The sequence below is a fragment of the Streptomyces sp. SS1-1 genome (assembly GCF_008973465.1).
Lineage (GTDB): Bacteria > Actinomycetota > Actinomycetes > Streptomycetales > Streptomycetaceae > Streptomyces.
In genome coordinates, this window is sequence record NZ_WBXN01000004.1 from 1,467,584 (window position 1) to 1,481,476 (window position 13,893).

General features: G+C 73.5%; 12 protein-coding genes. 6 read left to right on the plus strand and 6 right to left on the minus strand.

The window, feature by feature from the left end; genetic code table 11:
- Positions 1–44: 44 nt before the first annotated feature.
- Entirely contained in the window at positions 45–260 is a 216-nt protein-coding gene (locus F8R89_RS07840) for an I78 family peptidase inhibitor (RefSeq protein ID WP_062670700.1), read from the minus strand.
- A gap of 469 nt (positions 261–729) precedes the next feature.
- Here F8R89_RS07840 and ctaD point away from each other — a divergent pair, with 469 nt between their 5' ends.
- On the plus strand, positions 730–2,415 hold the full coding sequence (gene ctaD, locus F8R89_RS07845) for a cytochrome c oxidase subunit I (protein ID WP_151783280.1): 1,686 nt from the start codon (positions 730–732) through the stop codon (positions 2,413–2,415).
- Between the two features lie 429 nt (positions 2,416–2,844).
- Here the strand turns inward: ctaD and F8R89_RS07855 are convergent, their stop codons facing one another.
- Together F8R89_RS07855 and F8R89_RS07860 are read right to left on the minus strand one after the other, a co-directional pair.
- Positions 2,845–4,137 carry an ABC transporter substrate-binding protein gene (locus tag F8R89_RS07855; protein WP_151783281.1) on the minus strand — a complete coding sequence of 431 codons (1,293 nt, stop codon included), beginning with the start codon at positions 4,135–4,137 and terminating at the stop codon, positions 2,845–2,847.
- Positions 4,112–4,663 (minus strand): hypothetical protein, encoded by a 552-nt coding sequence (locus tag F8R89_RS07860; protein WP_151783282.1) that lies wholly within the window; start codon positions 4,661–4,663, stop codon positions 4,112–4,114. Before F8R89_RS07860 ends, F8R89_RS07855 begins: the two co-directional genes overlap by 26 nt.
- Positions 4,664–4,818: 155 nt before the next feature.
- On the opposite strand from F8R89_RS07860, the gene F8R89_RS07865 reads away from it, so the two are divergent.
- From F8R89_RS07865 to F8R89_RS07875, 3 genes are read left to right on the plus strand one after another with little or no spacing between them, the layout of a single operon-like run.
- Positions 4,819–5,295 carry a hypothetical protein gene (locus tag F8R89_RS07865; protein WP_151783283.1) on the plus strand — a complete coding sequence of 159 codons (477 nt, stop codon included), beginning with the start codon at positions 4,819–4,821 and terminating at the stop codon, positions 5,293–5,295.
- Positions 5,295–8,318 (plus strand): ABC transporter permease subunit, encoded by a 3,024-nt coding sequence (locus tag F8R89_RS07870; protein WP_151783284.1) that lies wholly within the window; start codon positions 5,295–5,297, stop codon positions 8,316–8,318. Before F8R89_RS07865 ends, F8R89_RS07870 begins: the two co-directional genes overlap by 1 nt.
- Entirely contained in the window at positions 8,315–8,995 is a 681-nt protein-coding gene (locus F8R89_RS07875; protein ID WP_151783285.1) for an ATP-binding cassette domain-containing protein, read from the plus strand. The genes F8R89_RS07870 and F8R89_RS07875 overlap by 4 nt, the downstream gene beginning before the upstream one ends.
- Here F8R89_RS07875 and F8R89_RS37335 read toward each other — a convergent pair.
- On the minus strand, positions 8,925–9,809 hold the full coding sequence (locus tag F8R89_RS37335; protein ID WP_413251242.1) for a transglycosylase family protein: 885 nt from the start codon (positions 9,807–9,809) through the stop codon (positions 8,925–8,927). The genes F8R89_RS07875 and F8R89_RS37335 overlap by 71 nt on opposite strands.
- A gap of 110 nt (positions 9,810–9,919) precedes the next feature.
- On the minus strand, positions 9,920–10,582 hold the full coding sequence (locus F8R89_RS07885; RefSeq protein WP_151783286.1) for a transglycosylase family protein: 663 nt from the start codon (positions 10,580–10,582) through the stop codon (positions 9,920–9,922).
- A gap of 545 nt (positions 10,583–11,127) precedes the next feature.
- On the opposite strand from F8R89_RS07885, the gene F8R89_RS07890 reads away from it, so the two are divergent.
- The gene (locus F8R89_RS07890; RefSeq protein ID WP_151783287.1) at positions 11,128–11,910 is read left to right on the plus strand and encodes a hypothetical protein; all 783 of its coding nucleotides are present in this window, start codon (positions 11,128–11,130) and stop codon (positions 11,908–11,910) included.
- A gap of 73 nt (positions 11,911–11,983) precedes the next feature.
- Entirely contained in the window at positions 11,984–12,334 is a 351-nt protein-coding gene (locus F8R89_RS07895; RefSeq protein ID WP_151783288.1) for a hypothetical protein, read from the plus strand.
- A gap of 50 nt (positions 12,335–12,384) precedes the next feature.
- Here F8R89_RS07895 and der read toward each other — a convergent pair whose 3' ends face one another.
- Entirely contained in the window at positions 12,385–13,863 is a 1,479-nt protein-coding gene (gene der, locus F8R89_RS07900) for a ribosome biogenesis GTPase Der (RefSeq protein WP_151783289.1), read from the minus strand.
- Positions 13,864–13,893 lie beyond the last annotated feature (30 nt).

Sequence of the window (13,893 nt, forward strand, 5' to 3'; positions counted from 1 at the left end):
GAAGGCCCCGGCTCCCTCCTCGGAAGCCGGGGCCTTCGGTGTGCTCAGCCCTTCCAGGCCCGCACGACCTGGCCGTCCTTCACCTCGAAGTTCAGCCGTCCCGCGCGGTACTCCATCGTGATGATCGCCCCCGGCGGCAGCGCGCGCACCGTGGACCACCCTCGGGTCCGGGCGCGCCGCTCGGCCCCGTCGGCATCGAGGCCGACGTAGGTGTCCGGGTCGTCCTGCGGTTCGGTGGGGGGATGCGGAATGGGTGCCATGCGGCCCACGCTAGGGCCTTCGCTCGGGTTCGGGCCAGGGGTCGCGGGAGGGGGCGCGGCACGCTCCTCCGCCGTCCCCGTCCCTTCGGGGTCACGCTTCTGTCACAGCATCACGACACGCGTTTCGCTCACCGGAACGGCCGTGGAGGACACGAAGAGCCGTCACACGAACGAGGGATTTCCGGGGCTCGCCGCGCGCATTCGAACGTAATTCCCGCGTGTCGCCGAAGGGCCCGGTAAGAGGGGCGCGAGAGTTCCCGCACAAGCGCCTCGGCACTCCTTTTCCGGGGATTTCGCGCGGGCTCCGGCTGCCGGTTCCGCACGGAAAGTGCATGGTTCTACCACAGAACCTCCGTACGCCCTCTGTCGCCCGACCGCCGGCGCGAGCATCATGGCGTGAGCTCGCGTCGGCGCGTGCGGCGCGGGTTCAGCGGGCCCGGGGCACGGCGAGCGAAGGGGCGAGCGAGCGATGGGGACGCAGACCGTACCGGCGACGGCACGACCCGTGCGGAGCGGCAGGCCCGGCGGCCGGGTGGTCGTCGACTGGCTGACCACGACCGACCACAAGAAGATCGGCCATCTCTACCTGATCACGTCGTTCGTGTTCTTCCTGGCCGGCGGTCTGATGGCGCTGCTGATGCGGGCCGAGCTGGCCCGGCCCGGGACGCAGATCGTGAGCAACGAGCAGTTCAACCAGCTCTTCACCATGCACGGCACGATCATGCTGTTGCTGTTCGCGACGCCGACCTTCGCCGGGTTCGCCAACGAGCTGATGCCGCTGCAGATCGGCGCCCCGGACGTGGCCTTCCCCCGGCTGAACATGTTCTCGTACTGGCTGTTCCTCTTCGGCGGGCTGATCGTGATGGGTTCGCTGATCACGCCGGACGGGCCCGCGTCGTTCGGCTGGTTCGCCTACGCGCCGCTCAACAGCCTCGAACGCTCCCCCGGCATCGGACCCGACCTGTGGATCATGGGCCTGGCCCTGGCCGGCTTCGGCACGATCCTGGGCGCCGTCAACTTCATCACGACGATCATCGGGATGCGCGCGCCCGGGATGACGATGTTCCGGATGCCGATCTTCACGTGGAACACGCTGTTCACGTCGATCCTCATCCTGATGGCGTTCCCGGTGCTGGCCGCCGCGCTGCTCGTGCTGGAGGCGGACCGCCGGTTCGGCTCGGTGGTGTTCGAGGCGGGCAACGGCGGGGCGCTGCTGTGGCAGCACCTGTTCTGGTTCTTCGGGCATCCCGAGGTCTACATCATCGCGCTGCCGTTCTTCGGCATCATCACGGAGATCATCCCGGTCTTCAGCCGGAAGCCGATCTTCGGCTATCTGACGCTGGTCGGCGCGACGATGGCGATCACCGGGCTGTCGATCGTGGTGTGGGCGCACCACATGTTCGTCACGGGCGCGGTGCTGCTGCCGTTCTTCTCCTTCATGAGCTTCCTGATCGCGGTGCCCACCGGCGTGAAGTTCTTCAACTGGACCGGGACCATGATCAAGGGATCGCTGTCCTTCGAGACACCGATGCTCTGGGCGACGGGCTTCCTGGTGACGTTCCTGTTCGGCGGGCTGACCGGGGTGATCCTCGCGTCGCCGCCGCTGGACTTCCATGTGTCCGACACCTACTTCGTGGTCGCCCACTTCCACTACGTCGTGTTCGGCACCGTGGTGTTCGCGATCTTCGCGGGGTTCCACTTCTGGTGGCCCAAGTTCACCGGGAAGATGCTCGACGAACGGCTCGGCAAGATCCACTTCTGGACGCTGTTCGTCGGCTTCCACACCACGTTCCTGGTGCAGCACTGGCTGGGCGCGGAGGGCATGCCCCGCCGGTACGCCGACTACCTCGCCGCCGACGGCTTCACCACCCTCAACACGGTCTCGACGATCGGCGCGTTCCTGCTCGGCCTGTCGACGCTGCCGTTCCTCTACAACGTCTGGAGGACGGCCCGGTACGGCGAGAAGGTCGAGGTCGACGACCCCTGGGGGTACGGCCGCTCCCTGGAGTGGGCGACCTCCTGCCCGCCGCCCCGGCACAACTTCACGACGCTGCCGCGCATCCGTTCGGAGGCCCCGGCGTTCGACCTGCACCATCCGCAGCACGCGCTGGAGGCGCCGCAGCCCGAGCCGCCGTCCCACCAAGCGTCGTCCTGACCGCTAACCGGCTCTCGACGCTCAGGTTGCCCTGCCGGGTCACATAGGGGACGCGGGACGCCGACGGGTGGACGTCCATGTCGCCCGACACCACCCGGGCGTCCGGGTTCTCCGCGGTAACGCTGGCGTACGCGTCCCAGTGGCCCTCCGGCAGGACCACGCTGCTGGGCAGGGCGGCGCGCAGCCGGCCCCGGGCCGCCGGGGCGAGCGGCAGCATGACCTCCTCGGGCCCCTCGCGGTGGCGCAGCACGAGATGGGCCGTGTCGTTCGCGTCGGGGGCGGTGACGTCGAACGTCAGCCCGCCGGCCGAGTCGGCGATGCAGTCGGCGCGCAGGGGCGCGGCCTGCGGCACGGTCGTCATGCGCTGCGGTTCCTCCTCGGCTCTGGGCTACGTCGGTTGGACCGGCGATGCCGCCGTTTGGTTGCCCCTCAGGGCCGGTACGGCAGTTGCGGCACCTCGAAGCACGTGCGGTTCATGTCTCCCTGGGAGACCCAGCCCCGGCCGTCCTCCCAGCGGGCCACCGACAGACAGGTCCGGCGGCTCTTCGGCGGCTCGGGCAGCCGCTCGAACACGACGGGGAGCAGCAGCCCGCCCGCGGTGAACCCCTCACCGCGGTTGATGTGGTCGTCCACGCACGCGCGGGTGACGCCCCGGTCCGCGCACGCCCGCGCCGCCTCGGTGAACCAGCGGGCCGCCGCCCAGCCCTCCAACTGCCACTGGGAGTGCGCCGGGAGCCCTTTCGTCGCGTCCCGGAACTCGCGTACGGCGGGGTGGGCGGTGTCCTCGAAGTTGCGGGACGAGCCAGTCGCCCACAGGGCGTTGCGGCAGCGCGGGGCGTCCTTGTAGTCCTCGGCGACGGTGGACGTCCAGTTCTGCACGTTGGTGACCTTGGCGGTGACGGAGGCGCCCACCTCGTCCATCGCCTCGCACAACTGGGCGTTGCCGTGCCCGTCGACGGCGTCGAAGACGAGGTCGGCGCCCTGCTCCTTCAGGTCGGCCGCCACCGCGCGGAAGTTGGGCAGCGCGAAGTCGACCTGCTCGGTGACCACCTTGTAGCCCTCGGCCTTCAGGCCGCGTTCCACGAGCCGGGCGTAGGCGGCGGACGCCGGCTGGTTGTACGACACGACGGCGGCCGTGCGGGCGCCGTGCTCGCGCTTGAAGTACCGGTAGACCTCGGTGCCGCCGTACTGGACGCCGTCCCAGCCGGTGGTGCCGTCGCGGGGCGCGAGGCTGCCGTAGATGCCGTACAGGTGCGGATAGGTGTCGTAGGCGGCCCCGATGGGCTGGCCCCCGATGTCGGGCACCCGCGCGCGGGAGACGCGCGGGGCGCCGGCGTAGTCGAGGGCCGTGGTGGCGACGAGGGCGACCACCTCGTCCTCGTCGACGAGGCGGTGCACGCACTCGTTGTTGCCGACGCCGCTGCCGCCGTCGTCGCACAGCCGTACCTCGACCCGGCGGCCGTCGATGCCGCCGCGTGCGTTGAGCCGGTCGAACCAGGCCCGGGCGCCGTCGCGCGGCCCGGTGAAGGCGCTGCCGCCGACGGGGCTGGTGGCGCTGGTGACGATGCCGACGCGGATCGGGGCGCGGTCGGCGGGCGGGGAGGATCCGTCCCGGTCGCGGTGGGCGAAGTCGCTCTCCGGCAGCCGGCTGCCGCAGGCGGTCCCGAGGGCCAGCACCATCACGGCGATCGCCGCCTCAGCACCCCGGGACCGGCGACCCATCGCCGCTCATCCGGACCAGCGCGCACAGCGTCTTCACGGACACCTTCCAGGTGCCGCCCTGCTCCACGGCGGTCCCGGACGCGTCCGGCAGGGCGGTGGTGCCCTTGAGCGTCAGGTCGTACGTCACGTTCGCCTCGGTCGGTGAGGTGAACTCGACCTTCGACACCTTCGCCTGCACCTGGCCGCCGCGCTCGTCGCCGCCGAACGCCCGCAGGACCGGCGCCATCCGGTCGCCGTTCTCCAGGACGGCCTGCTTCTCCTCCAGGGACGTCTCCGGGTCGAAGAACTTCTGCCAGTTCTGCTTGATCTCCGTCGTCGCCGCCTGCGGGTCGGCGGGTGCGGTGGCCGCCGGCGACCGTCCGGTCCGTTCGGCGGTGGGGGACGGCGGGGTGGAGCTGCCACCGCCTCCGTCGTCGTCGCCGCACGCCGCGAGGGCCGGACCGAGGGCGAGGAGCAGGGCGGCGACGGCCGCCGTCCCCCGTCCCCTGCGGGTGCCGCTGTGCCTGAGGTCGCTCCCGAGAACCATCTGGCTCACCACCGGGGTGTCGATCCGGGCCGTGGAGGCCCGGTGTTTTCAGGGTCGGCTTGCGCGAGGCATAGTGCAAGCCATTGGCTGACATGGGCAGGCACATGCGTACGAAGCGGGCGCATGCACATCGAGGCGACGTGTGGGAGCCAGCGATGCGGACGACGCGACTGCGGACCGTGCACCCCGTCCTGTGGGCCGGCTGGGCCGCGCTCGCCGCGGGCGCGGTGCTCTGTGTCATCGGCTGGTACGGCGTCTCGGGCGAGCGGTTCGCCGAGCGGCAGCTGCCGTATCTGGCCTCCTGCACGGTGCCCGGCGCGGCGCTGATCGTCGCCGGGGCGGTGTTGCTCGCCCACGGGCGGGGCGCGCTCGCGGCCGCGCGCGTGGAGGAGCTGTACGGGCTGCTCGTCGCCGCCGAGCCGGACGACTCCGAGCGGGGCGCGCCGTCGGCGGCGGCGCCGCTCGCGGTCAGCGGGAGGCTGCTGATGGTGCCCGGGGGCACCCTGTGGCACCGGGCGGACTGCCCGCTGGTCGCCGGGAAGGCGGAGGCCGTGCCGGTGGACGCCGAGCTGGTGCGCGGCGGGGACCTGAGCCCCTGCCCGATCTGTGAGCCGGCCGAAGCGGACGACTGATGTCCGGCCTGACCTACGACCTCACGCTGGCCGGTCTGTCGGTCGGCGCCGCCGCCGCGCTCACCGGGATCGGCCTGGTCGTCACCTACCGGGCGACCGGCGTGCTGAACTTCGCGCACGGCGCGATCGCCATGGTGTGCGCGTATGTGCTGCGGCAGTGCGTGGTCGAGTGGGGCTGGCCGCTGTGGGCGGGCGCGGTCCTCACGCTGCTGGTCCTCGCGCCTGGCATCGGGATGGTCCTGGAACGGCTCGTGTTCCGGCCCATGGCGATGGCGGGCAACGATCCGGCGCGCACGCTGGTCGCGTCGATCGGTGTGTTCGTGCTGCTGGTGGGCGGGGCGGCACTGCTGTGGGGCCAGGGCGCGCGGGACGACGCGCCGCGGCTGCTGCCGGGAGAGCCGTGGGGGCAGCTCGGGGCGGCCCTGGTGCTGGCGGCGGGCGTGGGCGCGGTCGTCCGCTGGACGCGTTTCGGCCGGGAGCTGCGGGCGGTCGTGGACGACCGGGAGCTGGCGGTCCTCGCGGGCGTCGACGCGGACCGGGTGGCGGCGGCCGGCTGGGCGTTCGGCGCGTTCACCGCCGGGCTGACGGGGGTGCTGCTCGCGCCGGCCGTGCGGCTGGACCCGTACGGGCTGCCGCTGCTGGTGATGGAGGTGGTGGCGGTCGCGGTGGCCGCGCGGATGCGGAGCCTGCCGGTGGCGGTGGTGGCGGCGCTGCTCATCGGGGTGGCGCAGAGCCAGCTGACGCGGCTCCACCCGTCGGGCTGGGCGGCCCCGCTCGTCCAGGCCGTCGGCACCAACCTGTTCGTGGTGGCGCTGCTGGTCGCGGCCCTGGCACTGCCCCGGCCGGGCGGCCACGAGGCCGTGCTCCCCCGCCCGGCGGCCGTGCGCCGGCCGGTCCCGGCGGGCGTCCGGATCGTGGCGGCCGTCCTCTTCCTCCTCCCGCTGGGCCTCGCGGGCACGGACCTGCATACGTCGGTGCAGGTGCCGGCCCTGGCGGTGGTGCTGCTGTCCCTCGTGGTCGTCACGGGCCGCGGCGGCCAGATCTCCCTCGGCCAGGCCGCCTACGCCGGTCTGGGCGCCCTGTTCACGGCCCTGCTGGCGGCGGGGCGCTTCCCCGGCCTGCCCCGGCTGCCGGAACTGGCGGCGCTGGTGGTGGCCGTGGTCCTGGTGGCCCCGCTGGGCCTCCTCACGGGCCGGCCGGCGATCAGCCGCCGGGGGCTGGCGCCGGCGCTGGTCACGTTCGCGGTGGGCGTGGGCGTCAGCCGCTTCGTGTTCGCGCAGCCCTACGCGGTCTCCGGACTCTCCCTGGACCGCCCGGCCGGCTTCGACGACGACCGCGCGTACTACGTCCTCGAACTGGCGCTGCTGGCCGTCGCGCTGCTCGCGGCCTGGCTGCTGCGCCGGGGCCGCGCCGGGCGGGCCCTCGCGGCGATACGGGACCACGCGCCGGGGGCGTCGGCGGCGGGCGTGTGGGTGCCGTCCCTGAAACTGCTGGCGTTCGTCGCGGGCGCGGCCCTCGCGGCCCTGGGCGGCGGCATGCTCGGCATGGGCCTGCGCGCCTTCGATCCGGCCGCCTACGACCCGGTCCGCAGCCTGCTCTGGTTCGCCGCGGTGATGGCGCTGGGCGCCGACAGCACCCTCGGCGCCCTCGCCGCCGCGGCCCTCCTCGTAGGCCTCGACGCGGGCACCGGAGGCGGCCTCGCGGCGGCCCTGATCGGCGTCCTTGCCACCTTGGCGGGCCGCCTGCCGGGCGGGCTCCACGACACGCTGCGCACGGCCACCCCGGTTCGGACCCGCACCCCTCGCCTGACGGCCCTGGGCACCCGAACGCGACGGCGCCTGCCCCCAGGAGGCCCCCCGAGCCCGGCTCCCCACCCGACAGGGCTCACGGCGTCACGGGCGGCCGGGGAACCCGGGCAGGTGCCGGGCCGGGCGGGTCAGGGGACGGGTCCGGAGCTGGGGGCCGCCGGGGGACGCCGTCGTGGGGAGGACACACGCGCGGGCGCGGCTGGGAGCGGAGAACCCACAACTCCCGCTGTCGCGGGGCCAACAGCCCGGCGGGACACGTCGGGCGCCCCGCCGCGCCCGCCAGCCGGTCCCGAGACCTCACACGAAGAAGCCGGCCCCGAGGGGTTGCCAGGCGCGGAGCCCACCGAGCACGGGGAACCCACCGCCCCACCCGCCAAGCCGGCCGCACGCATCCGGAGACCGCTGCGCCCCGCAGGCGCGGCCGGCGCGTCGGCCGAGAGGCAGGCGCGGGCTGGTCCGGCGGCGTACGCACCCGTGGGGGCGGCCCCGCCCCCTGCCCGGGCTCAGGGCCCCGCACGGGCCGTGCTCGAAGCTCGAGGGCTGCGGGCCCACTACGGCGGCTTCACCGCCCTGGACGGCGTCGGCCTTGCCGTGCCGGCGGGTGGGATCACCGCGGTCGTGGGGCCCAACGGGGCGGGCAAGAGCACCCTCTTCCACTGCCTGGCCGGCACCCACCACCCCGCGCGCGGGCAGGTCCTGCTGGGCGGACGTGACGTCACGCGGCTGCCCGCCCACGCCCGGACCCGGCTCGGTGTCGCCCGTACCTTTCAGCAGCTGGCCGTCTTCCCCTCGCTGACCGTGGCGGAGAACGTCCGCGTGGGCGCCGAGCAGGGCCGGGTCCGTGACCCGGCGGCCGTGGAGCGGGCCCTGCGGCTGCTCGGGCTGGACGGCCCCCTCCGCGCGCTGCCCGCCGCCGGGCTCCCCACCGGCACGCTCCGCCGTGTCGAACTCGCCCGGGCGCTCGCCGGCGACCCGCGTGTCCTCCTGCTCGACGAACCCGCCGCCGGACTCGACACGGCGGAGGTCGCCGCGCTCGCCCGGATCCTGCGGGCCCTCGCGGCCGACGGCACGGCCCTGCTCGTCGTGGAGCACGACCTCGACCTGGTCGCGGACCTCGCCGACACCGTGCACGTCATGGCGGCGGGCCGCATCGTCGCCTCCGGCCCACCCGGCACGGTCCTCGACACGGCCGAAACCCTGGAGGCACCCGCATGACGACCGTCTCCCTACGCCACGCGCGCGTGCGCCACGGCCCCCTGGAGGCCCTGCACGGCGTCACACTCGCCGCCGCCGGACCGGGCGTCACCGTGCTGCTGGGACGCAACGGCAGCGGCCGGACGACCGTCCTGCGGGCCCTGGCCGGGGTGGTGCCCCTGGCGGCGGGCGCGGTCGTGTGGGACGGCGTCGACGTCACCCGGACGCCCGCGTACGAGCGGGCCCGCCGGGGGATGTGCCTGGTGCCCGAGCACCGGGCGGTGTTCGGCTCCCTCACCGTGCGCGAGAACCTCGAACTCGCCTCCCCCTCCCCCGAGATGGCCCTGGACGCCTACCCGGCGCTCGTCCCGCTCCTCGCGCGCCGCGCCGGCACGCTCTCCGGGGGCGAGCAGCGGATGCTGGCCCTGTCCCGCGCCCTGACGGCCCGCGCGCGGGTCGTCCTGGTGGACGAGCCCGCGCAGGGCATGGCACCGGCGGTGGCGGCCCGGACGTACGACCTGCTGGCCGGGCTCGACGCGTGCGTGATCGTCGCCGAGCAACGACTGCCGCCCGCCCTGCGGGAGCGGGCGGCCGTCGTCCACGAACTGCGGCGTGGAGCGGTCGTCTTCAGTGGTGAGACCGCTGAGTACCGGCGCCGGAATGCGGCACGGGCAGGAGGGTCGACCCCCTCGGCATGAGCAGCAGCGCGCCGGGGATGAGCAGGTCCTCGAGCCGGTGGTCGGGGTAGGCGGGCTGCCCGGCGGCGCCCGTGTCCCAGCCGGGGGCGGTGGCCTCCCCGGGCTTGGTCACCGGGGCGGTCTTCGGGGACTTGCCGGCCGCTGTCGACGTACCGGAACCGGAACCCGGCCCGGACGCGCCGGGCTTGCTCTGCTTCTTCGACTCGCCCTGCGCCGACCCGTCACCCTGGGCGGGCTTCTGCCCCTTGGCCGGCTTCTCGGCCTTGTCCGCCTTCTCGGCCTTCTCAGCCTTCTCCGTCTTGTCGTTCGTCTTGTCGTTCTTGGCGGGCTTCGCGGGCTTCGCCTGCTTCTCGGTGCCCGGCTTGCTGTTCTTGCCGGGCTTCGTGACGGCCGGCTTCTCCAGCGTCATACGGCCGCTCAGCCCGTACCGCCGGGAGCACTGCGGCCAGGCGCCCCAGCCCTGGACCGCCACCACCTTCACGGCGATGGTGATCTGCTCGTCGCGGGTGGCGAGGTCCGCGCGCGGGGCGAACTTCAGCCCGCCGAAGCTCTCCCAGGTGGACTGCGAGAACTGCAGCCCGCCGTAGTGGCCGTTGCCGGTGTTGATGTCCCAGTCGCCGCCGCTCTCGCACTGGGCGACACAGCCCCAGGGCCAGTTGTCCTTGGCACAGCTCAGGGACGCGGGTTTGGGCGGAGGCCCGGACATATGGGGTGCGGAGGCCCCCCGGGGGGCGTACGTGGCCTGCGACGTCCCCGGGGTGACGGCGGTCAGCAGGACGGCGGCCAGGACGATGGTCAGCGGTGCGTTCTTCATATGAGCACGCTAGGCAGCTCCTTACGGCCGCCCCGGCGCGGCGCGTCCGACAACGGCCGGGCCCCACCCGGTCGGCGGACCGGGCGGGGCCCTCATCAGGCGTGCGCGGGTCAGAGTTCGAGCCGCTGTCCCGGCACGATCAGGTCGGGGTCGTCGCCGATGACGGCCCGGTTGGCGGCGTGCAGCCGCTGCCAGGTGGTGCCGTGCCGGGCGGCGATGCCGCTCAGCGTGTCGCCCGCGCGGACGGTGTAGTCACCCCGCGAGGAGCCGCGCGCGGGGTGTCCGTCCTGACGGTCCGCCGTGCGCGCCGGAGTGGGCGACGGGGGCGTCTTCTTCGCCGCGGCGGGCGGGGAGGAGGCCGCCGGTGCGCCGCCGTTGGCGCCGGCCCGCGCCGAACAGGTGGGCCAGGCGTTCCAACCCTGGGCGCGCTGCACCTTGGTGGCCACGGCGATCTGCTGCTCCCTGGACGCGCGGTCCGCCGTGGGCGCGTAGGCGGTGCCGCCGTAGGCACGCCAGGTGGAGGCGGCGAACTGGAGCCCGCCGTAGTAGCCGTTGCCGGTGTTGATGTGCCAGTTTCCGCCGCTCTCGCACCGGGCGATGCGGTCCCACACGCCGCTGTCCGCCGCCGTGGCGTCGCCGGTGGCCGCCAGCAGTCCGAGCGGAGCGAGCAGTGCCGCTCCGGCGAGGACCGCTCCCGTCCTGGCCCGGCTTCCGCCGGGGGCCTTCGCCGTCCGGCGGACGTCGCGATGAGTGGTATCGGCACATTCGGACATATGGTTCCCTCTCCGAGGACCCGGGCTCCTCGGGCGGTACGCCGCCGTACGCGCCGTGGGACGCGTGGCCGGCGCCCCGCCCCGTCCGCCGGGAGGCTGGAGTTGCGTTCCGGCCGGTGCTGCTGGCCGGTTGGCGGACGTACCCGGGCGGTGCTCGTTGCACACGGCGGAGGAATCTAAGGAGCCGGGCCGCCCGGCTTCAACCAACTGATCGTCGTTCCAGGCCAGTTCGCCGTTACCTCGGGTATCGGCGATTTTCGGCCACCCACTTCATTCCCTGATTTCGGGATTTGTCGACCATCGGCCGCGCTCCTCTGTGACGCACCCCACGCAACCAACTCCCCTACATTTTCCTCCACTTGACGGTGAGTAGGCGATTACGGACCGATGGTGACCGAGTGCGTCGGATGGTTCGATTCCGTTCGCCCTGATGCGTGACTCCCGCCACAGATCGCCCGTTGTCTTCTTCATGAGCCCGGGACCAGCCCGGTTCACGGGCCGGGAGCCACCCGGCCCCGCCACGCCACATCCCGAGGGAGCCATCCGTGCCGCGCATGCTCGACGTCAGCGACGAGGTACGTGCCGAGATCGGCGACGAGGAAGCCGACCGGCTGCTCGCCGGGGGGAACGCCCCGGGCAGCTACGACTGCACGTCCTGCCGCACCCCGGGCGACTCCGGACAGGAGCGCACCAGCACCGTCCTGTTCATCGGCGAGGAGACCGCCGTCCTCGCCTTCGCCCACGCCACCTGTCTGCCCTCGCAGGTCGTCCAGGTCACCGAGGACCAGCTGCGCGGAGCGGTGAAGTCCATCACCGGCGACCGCGTCGACCCGGAGCCCGAGCGGGTCGTGCCGGAGCAGGCCGTGCTGGGCGTGACCAGCGGGCTGGTCCTGATCGCCGGGGAGCTGCACCCCGCCCTGGTCGTCGAGCCGACCGGCCCGATCGTGCGGCCCGGCGCGACCGGCACGGGCGACGACTTCCTGCCGCTGCTGATCGAGCAGGGGTTCATGCCGGCGACGGAACTGGCGGAGGTGCCGCCCGTGCTGCACGGCTGGTCCGTGCTGCTGGCCATGGGCCAGCTCCACGCCGTCCTGCAGCCGGGGCCGAACGGCGGTCAGCCGGTGGCCTGGTGGCAGGCCCACCAGCCGCTCCAGGTGACCGACGGCTGGCGGGCCGCCGCCAACAAGCACCAGCAGGTGCTGATGTTCGCGGCCCCCGTCGGCTCCATCGGCCGCCAGCCCCGCGAGGACCTGCTGCGCGGCGCACTGGACAAGGCGGCGGCCAACGGGCAGCTCGTGGCGGCCGCGCTGCCGCTCGCGGGGACCTGACCGCGCCCGTCCGGCGGGCCCGTCATCCGCTCCCCGGCCGCATCCCTTCGGGTGCCGGGTCGTTTGGACATACGTGCATGCATACGACGTTCCCCGCTATCAGGGCGGCTCCTCGCCCACGCCGATCTACGACGCGCTCTACGCCGAGTACGTCAAGTCCTTCCGCTCCCTGCCGGGAGACCGCAGCGGCGAGGAGGATCTGGGGTTCGTCGCCTTCGGGAACATCCACCGCGGCACGGGCACCTACGGCGGCCACCGCCCGGGGTCGTTCAGCAGCTCGTACAGCGCCTACAGCGCGGGGGCGCACAGCGCCCGGCACCACGGCGGGCAGCAGCCGCAGTGGCAGCGCGTCGGGCACATCGGGCCCCAGGGCGCGGGGATGCAGCATGTCCCCGCGGCGCTGCCGCCGGCGCGCAGGGGCTGACGACATGACGGAGGGGCGGTCCCGTTCGGGACCGCCCCTCCGTCATGTCGTCACTTCTTCTTGCCGCGCTTCTCGCGCACGCGCACGGAGATATGGATCGGCGTGCCCTCGAAGCCGAACTCCTCACGCAGCCGGCGCTCGATGAAGCGGCGGTAGCCCGCCTCGATGAAGCCGGAGGCGAACAGCACGAACCGCGGCGGCTTGGTGCCGGCCTGGGTGCCGAAGAGGATGCGGGGCTGCTTGCCGCCGCGGATCGGGTGCGGGTGGGCGGCGACCAGCTCACCGAGGAAGGCGTTCAGGCGGCCGGTGGGGACCCGGGTCTCCCAACCCGCCAGCGCCGTCTCGATCGCCGGGACCAGCTTCTCCATGTGCCGCCCGGTGCGGGCCGAGACGTTCACCCGGGGCGCCCAGGAGACCTGGCCGAACTCGGTCTCGATCTCCCGCTCCAGGTAGTAGCGGCGCTCCTCGTCGAGGGTGTCCCACTTGTTGTAGGCGATGACCATGGCGCGGCCGGCCTCGACGGCCATCGTCACGATCCGCTGGTCCTGGACGGAGATGGACTCCGAGCCGTCGATCAGGATGACCGCGACCTCGGCCTTCTCCACGGCGGCCGCGGTGCGCAGCGAGGCGTAGTAGTCGGCGCCCTGCTGCAGGTGCACCCGCTTGCGGATGCCCGCGGTGTCGACGAACTTCCAGGTGACGCCGCCCAGTTCGATCAGCTCGTCGACCGGGTCGCGGGTGGTGCCGGCGAGTTCGTTGACGACGACGCGCTCCTCGCCCGCCACCTTGTTCAGCAGGGAGGACTTGCCGACGTTGGGGCGCCCGATGAGGGCGACGCGGCGCGGGCCGCCGACGGCGGTGCCGCCGAAGGTCTGCGCGGGCGCGGTGGGCAGGACCTCCAGGACGGCGTCCAGCATGTCGCCGGTGCCGCGGCCGTGCAGCGCGGAGACCGGGTGGGGCTCGCCGAGCCCGAGGGACCACAGGTAGGCCGCGTCGGCCTCGCCGCTGGGGCCGTCCACCTTGTTGGCGGCCAGCACGACGGGCTTGCCGGCCTTGCGCAGCAGCCGGACGACCGCCTCGTCGGTGTCGGTGGCGCCGACCTTGGCGTCGACGACGAACACGACGGCGTCGGCGGCCTCGATCGCGTACTCGGCCTGGGCGGCGACGGAGGCGTCGATGCCGAGGACGTCCTGCTCCCAGCCGCCGGTGTCGACGACCTTGAAGCGGCGGCCCGCCCACTCGGCCTCGTAGGTGACGCGGTCGCGGGTCACGCCGGGCTTGTCCTCGACGACGGCCTCGCGGCGGCCGATGATCCGGTTGACGAGGGTCGACTTGCCGACATTGGGCCGGCCGACGACGGCGAGCACGGGCAGCGGGCCGTGCCCGGCCGCCTCGATCGCGCCCTCGACGTCCTCGACGTCGAAGCCCTCTTCCGCGGCGAGCTCCATGAACTCCGCGTACTCGGCGTCGCCAAGCGCTCCGTGGTCGTGCTCCTCGCCCGAGCCCTCGGAGTGGATGTGGTCGTTCATGAAGTCCGTACCTTCGTTCGTGGTGATCGG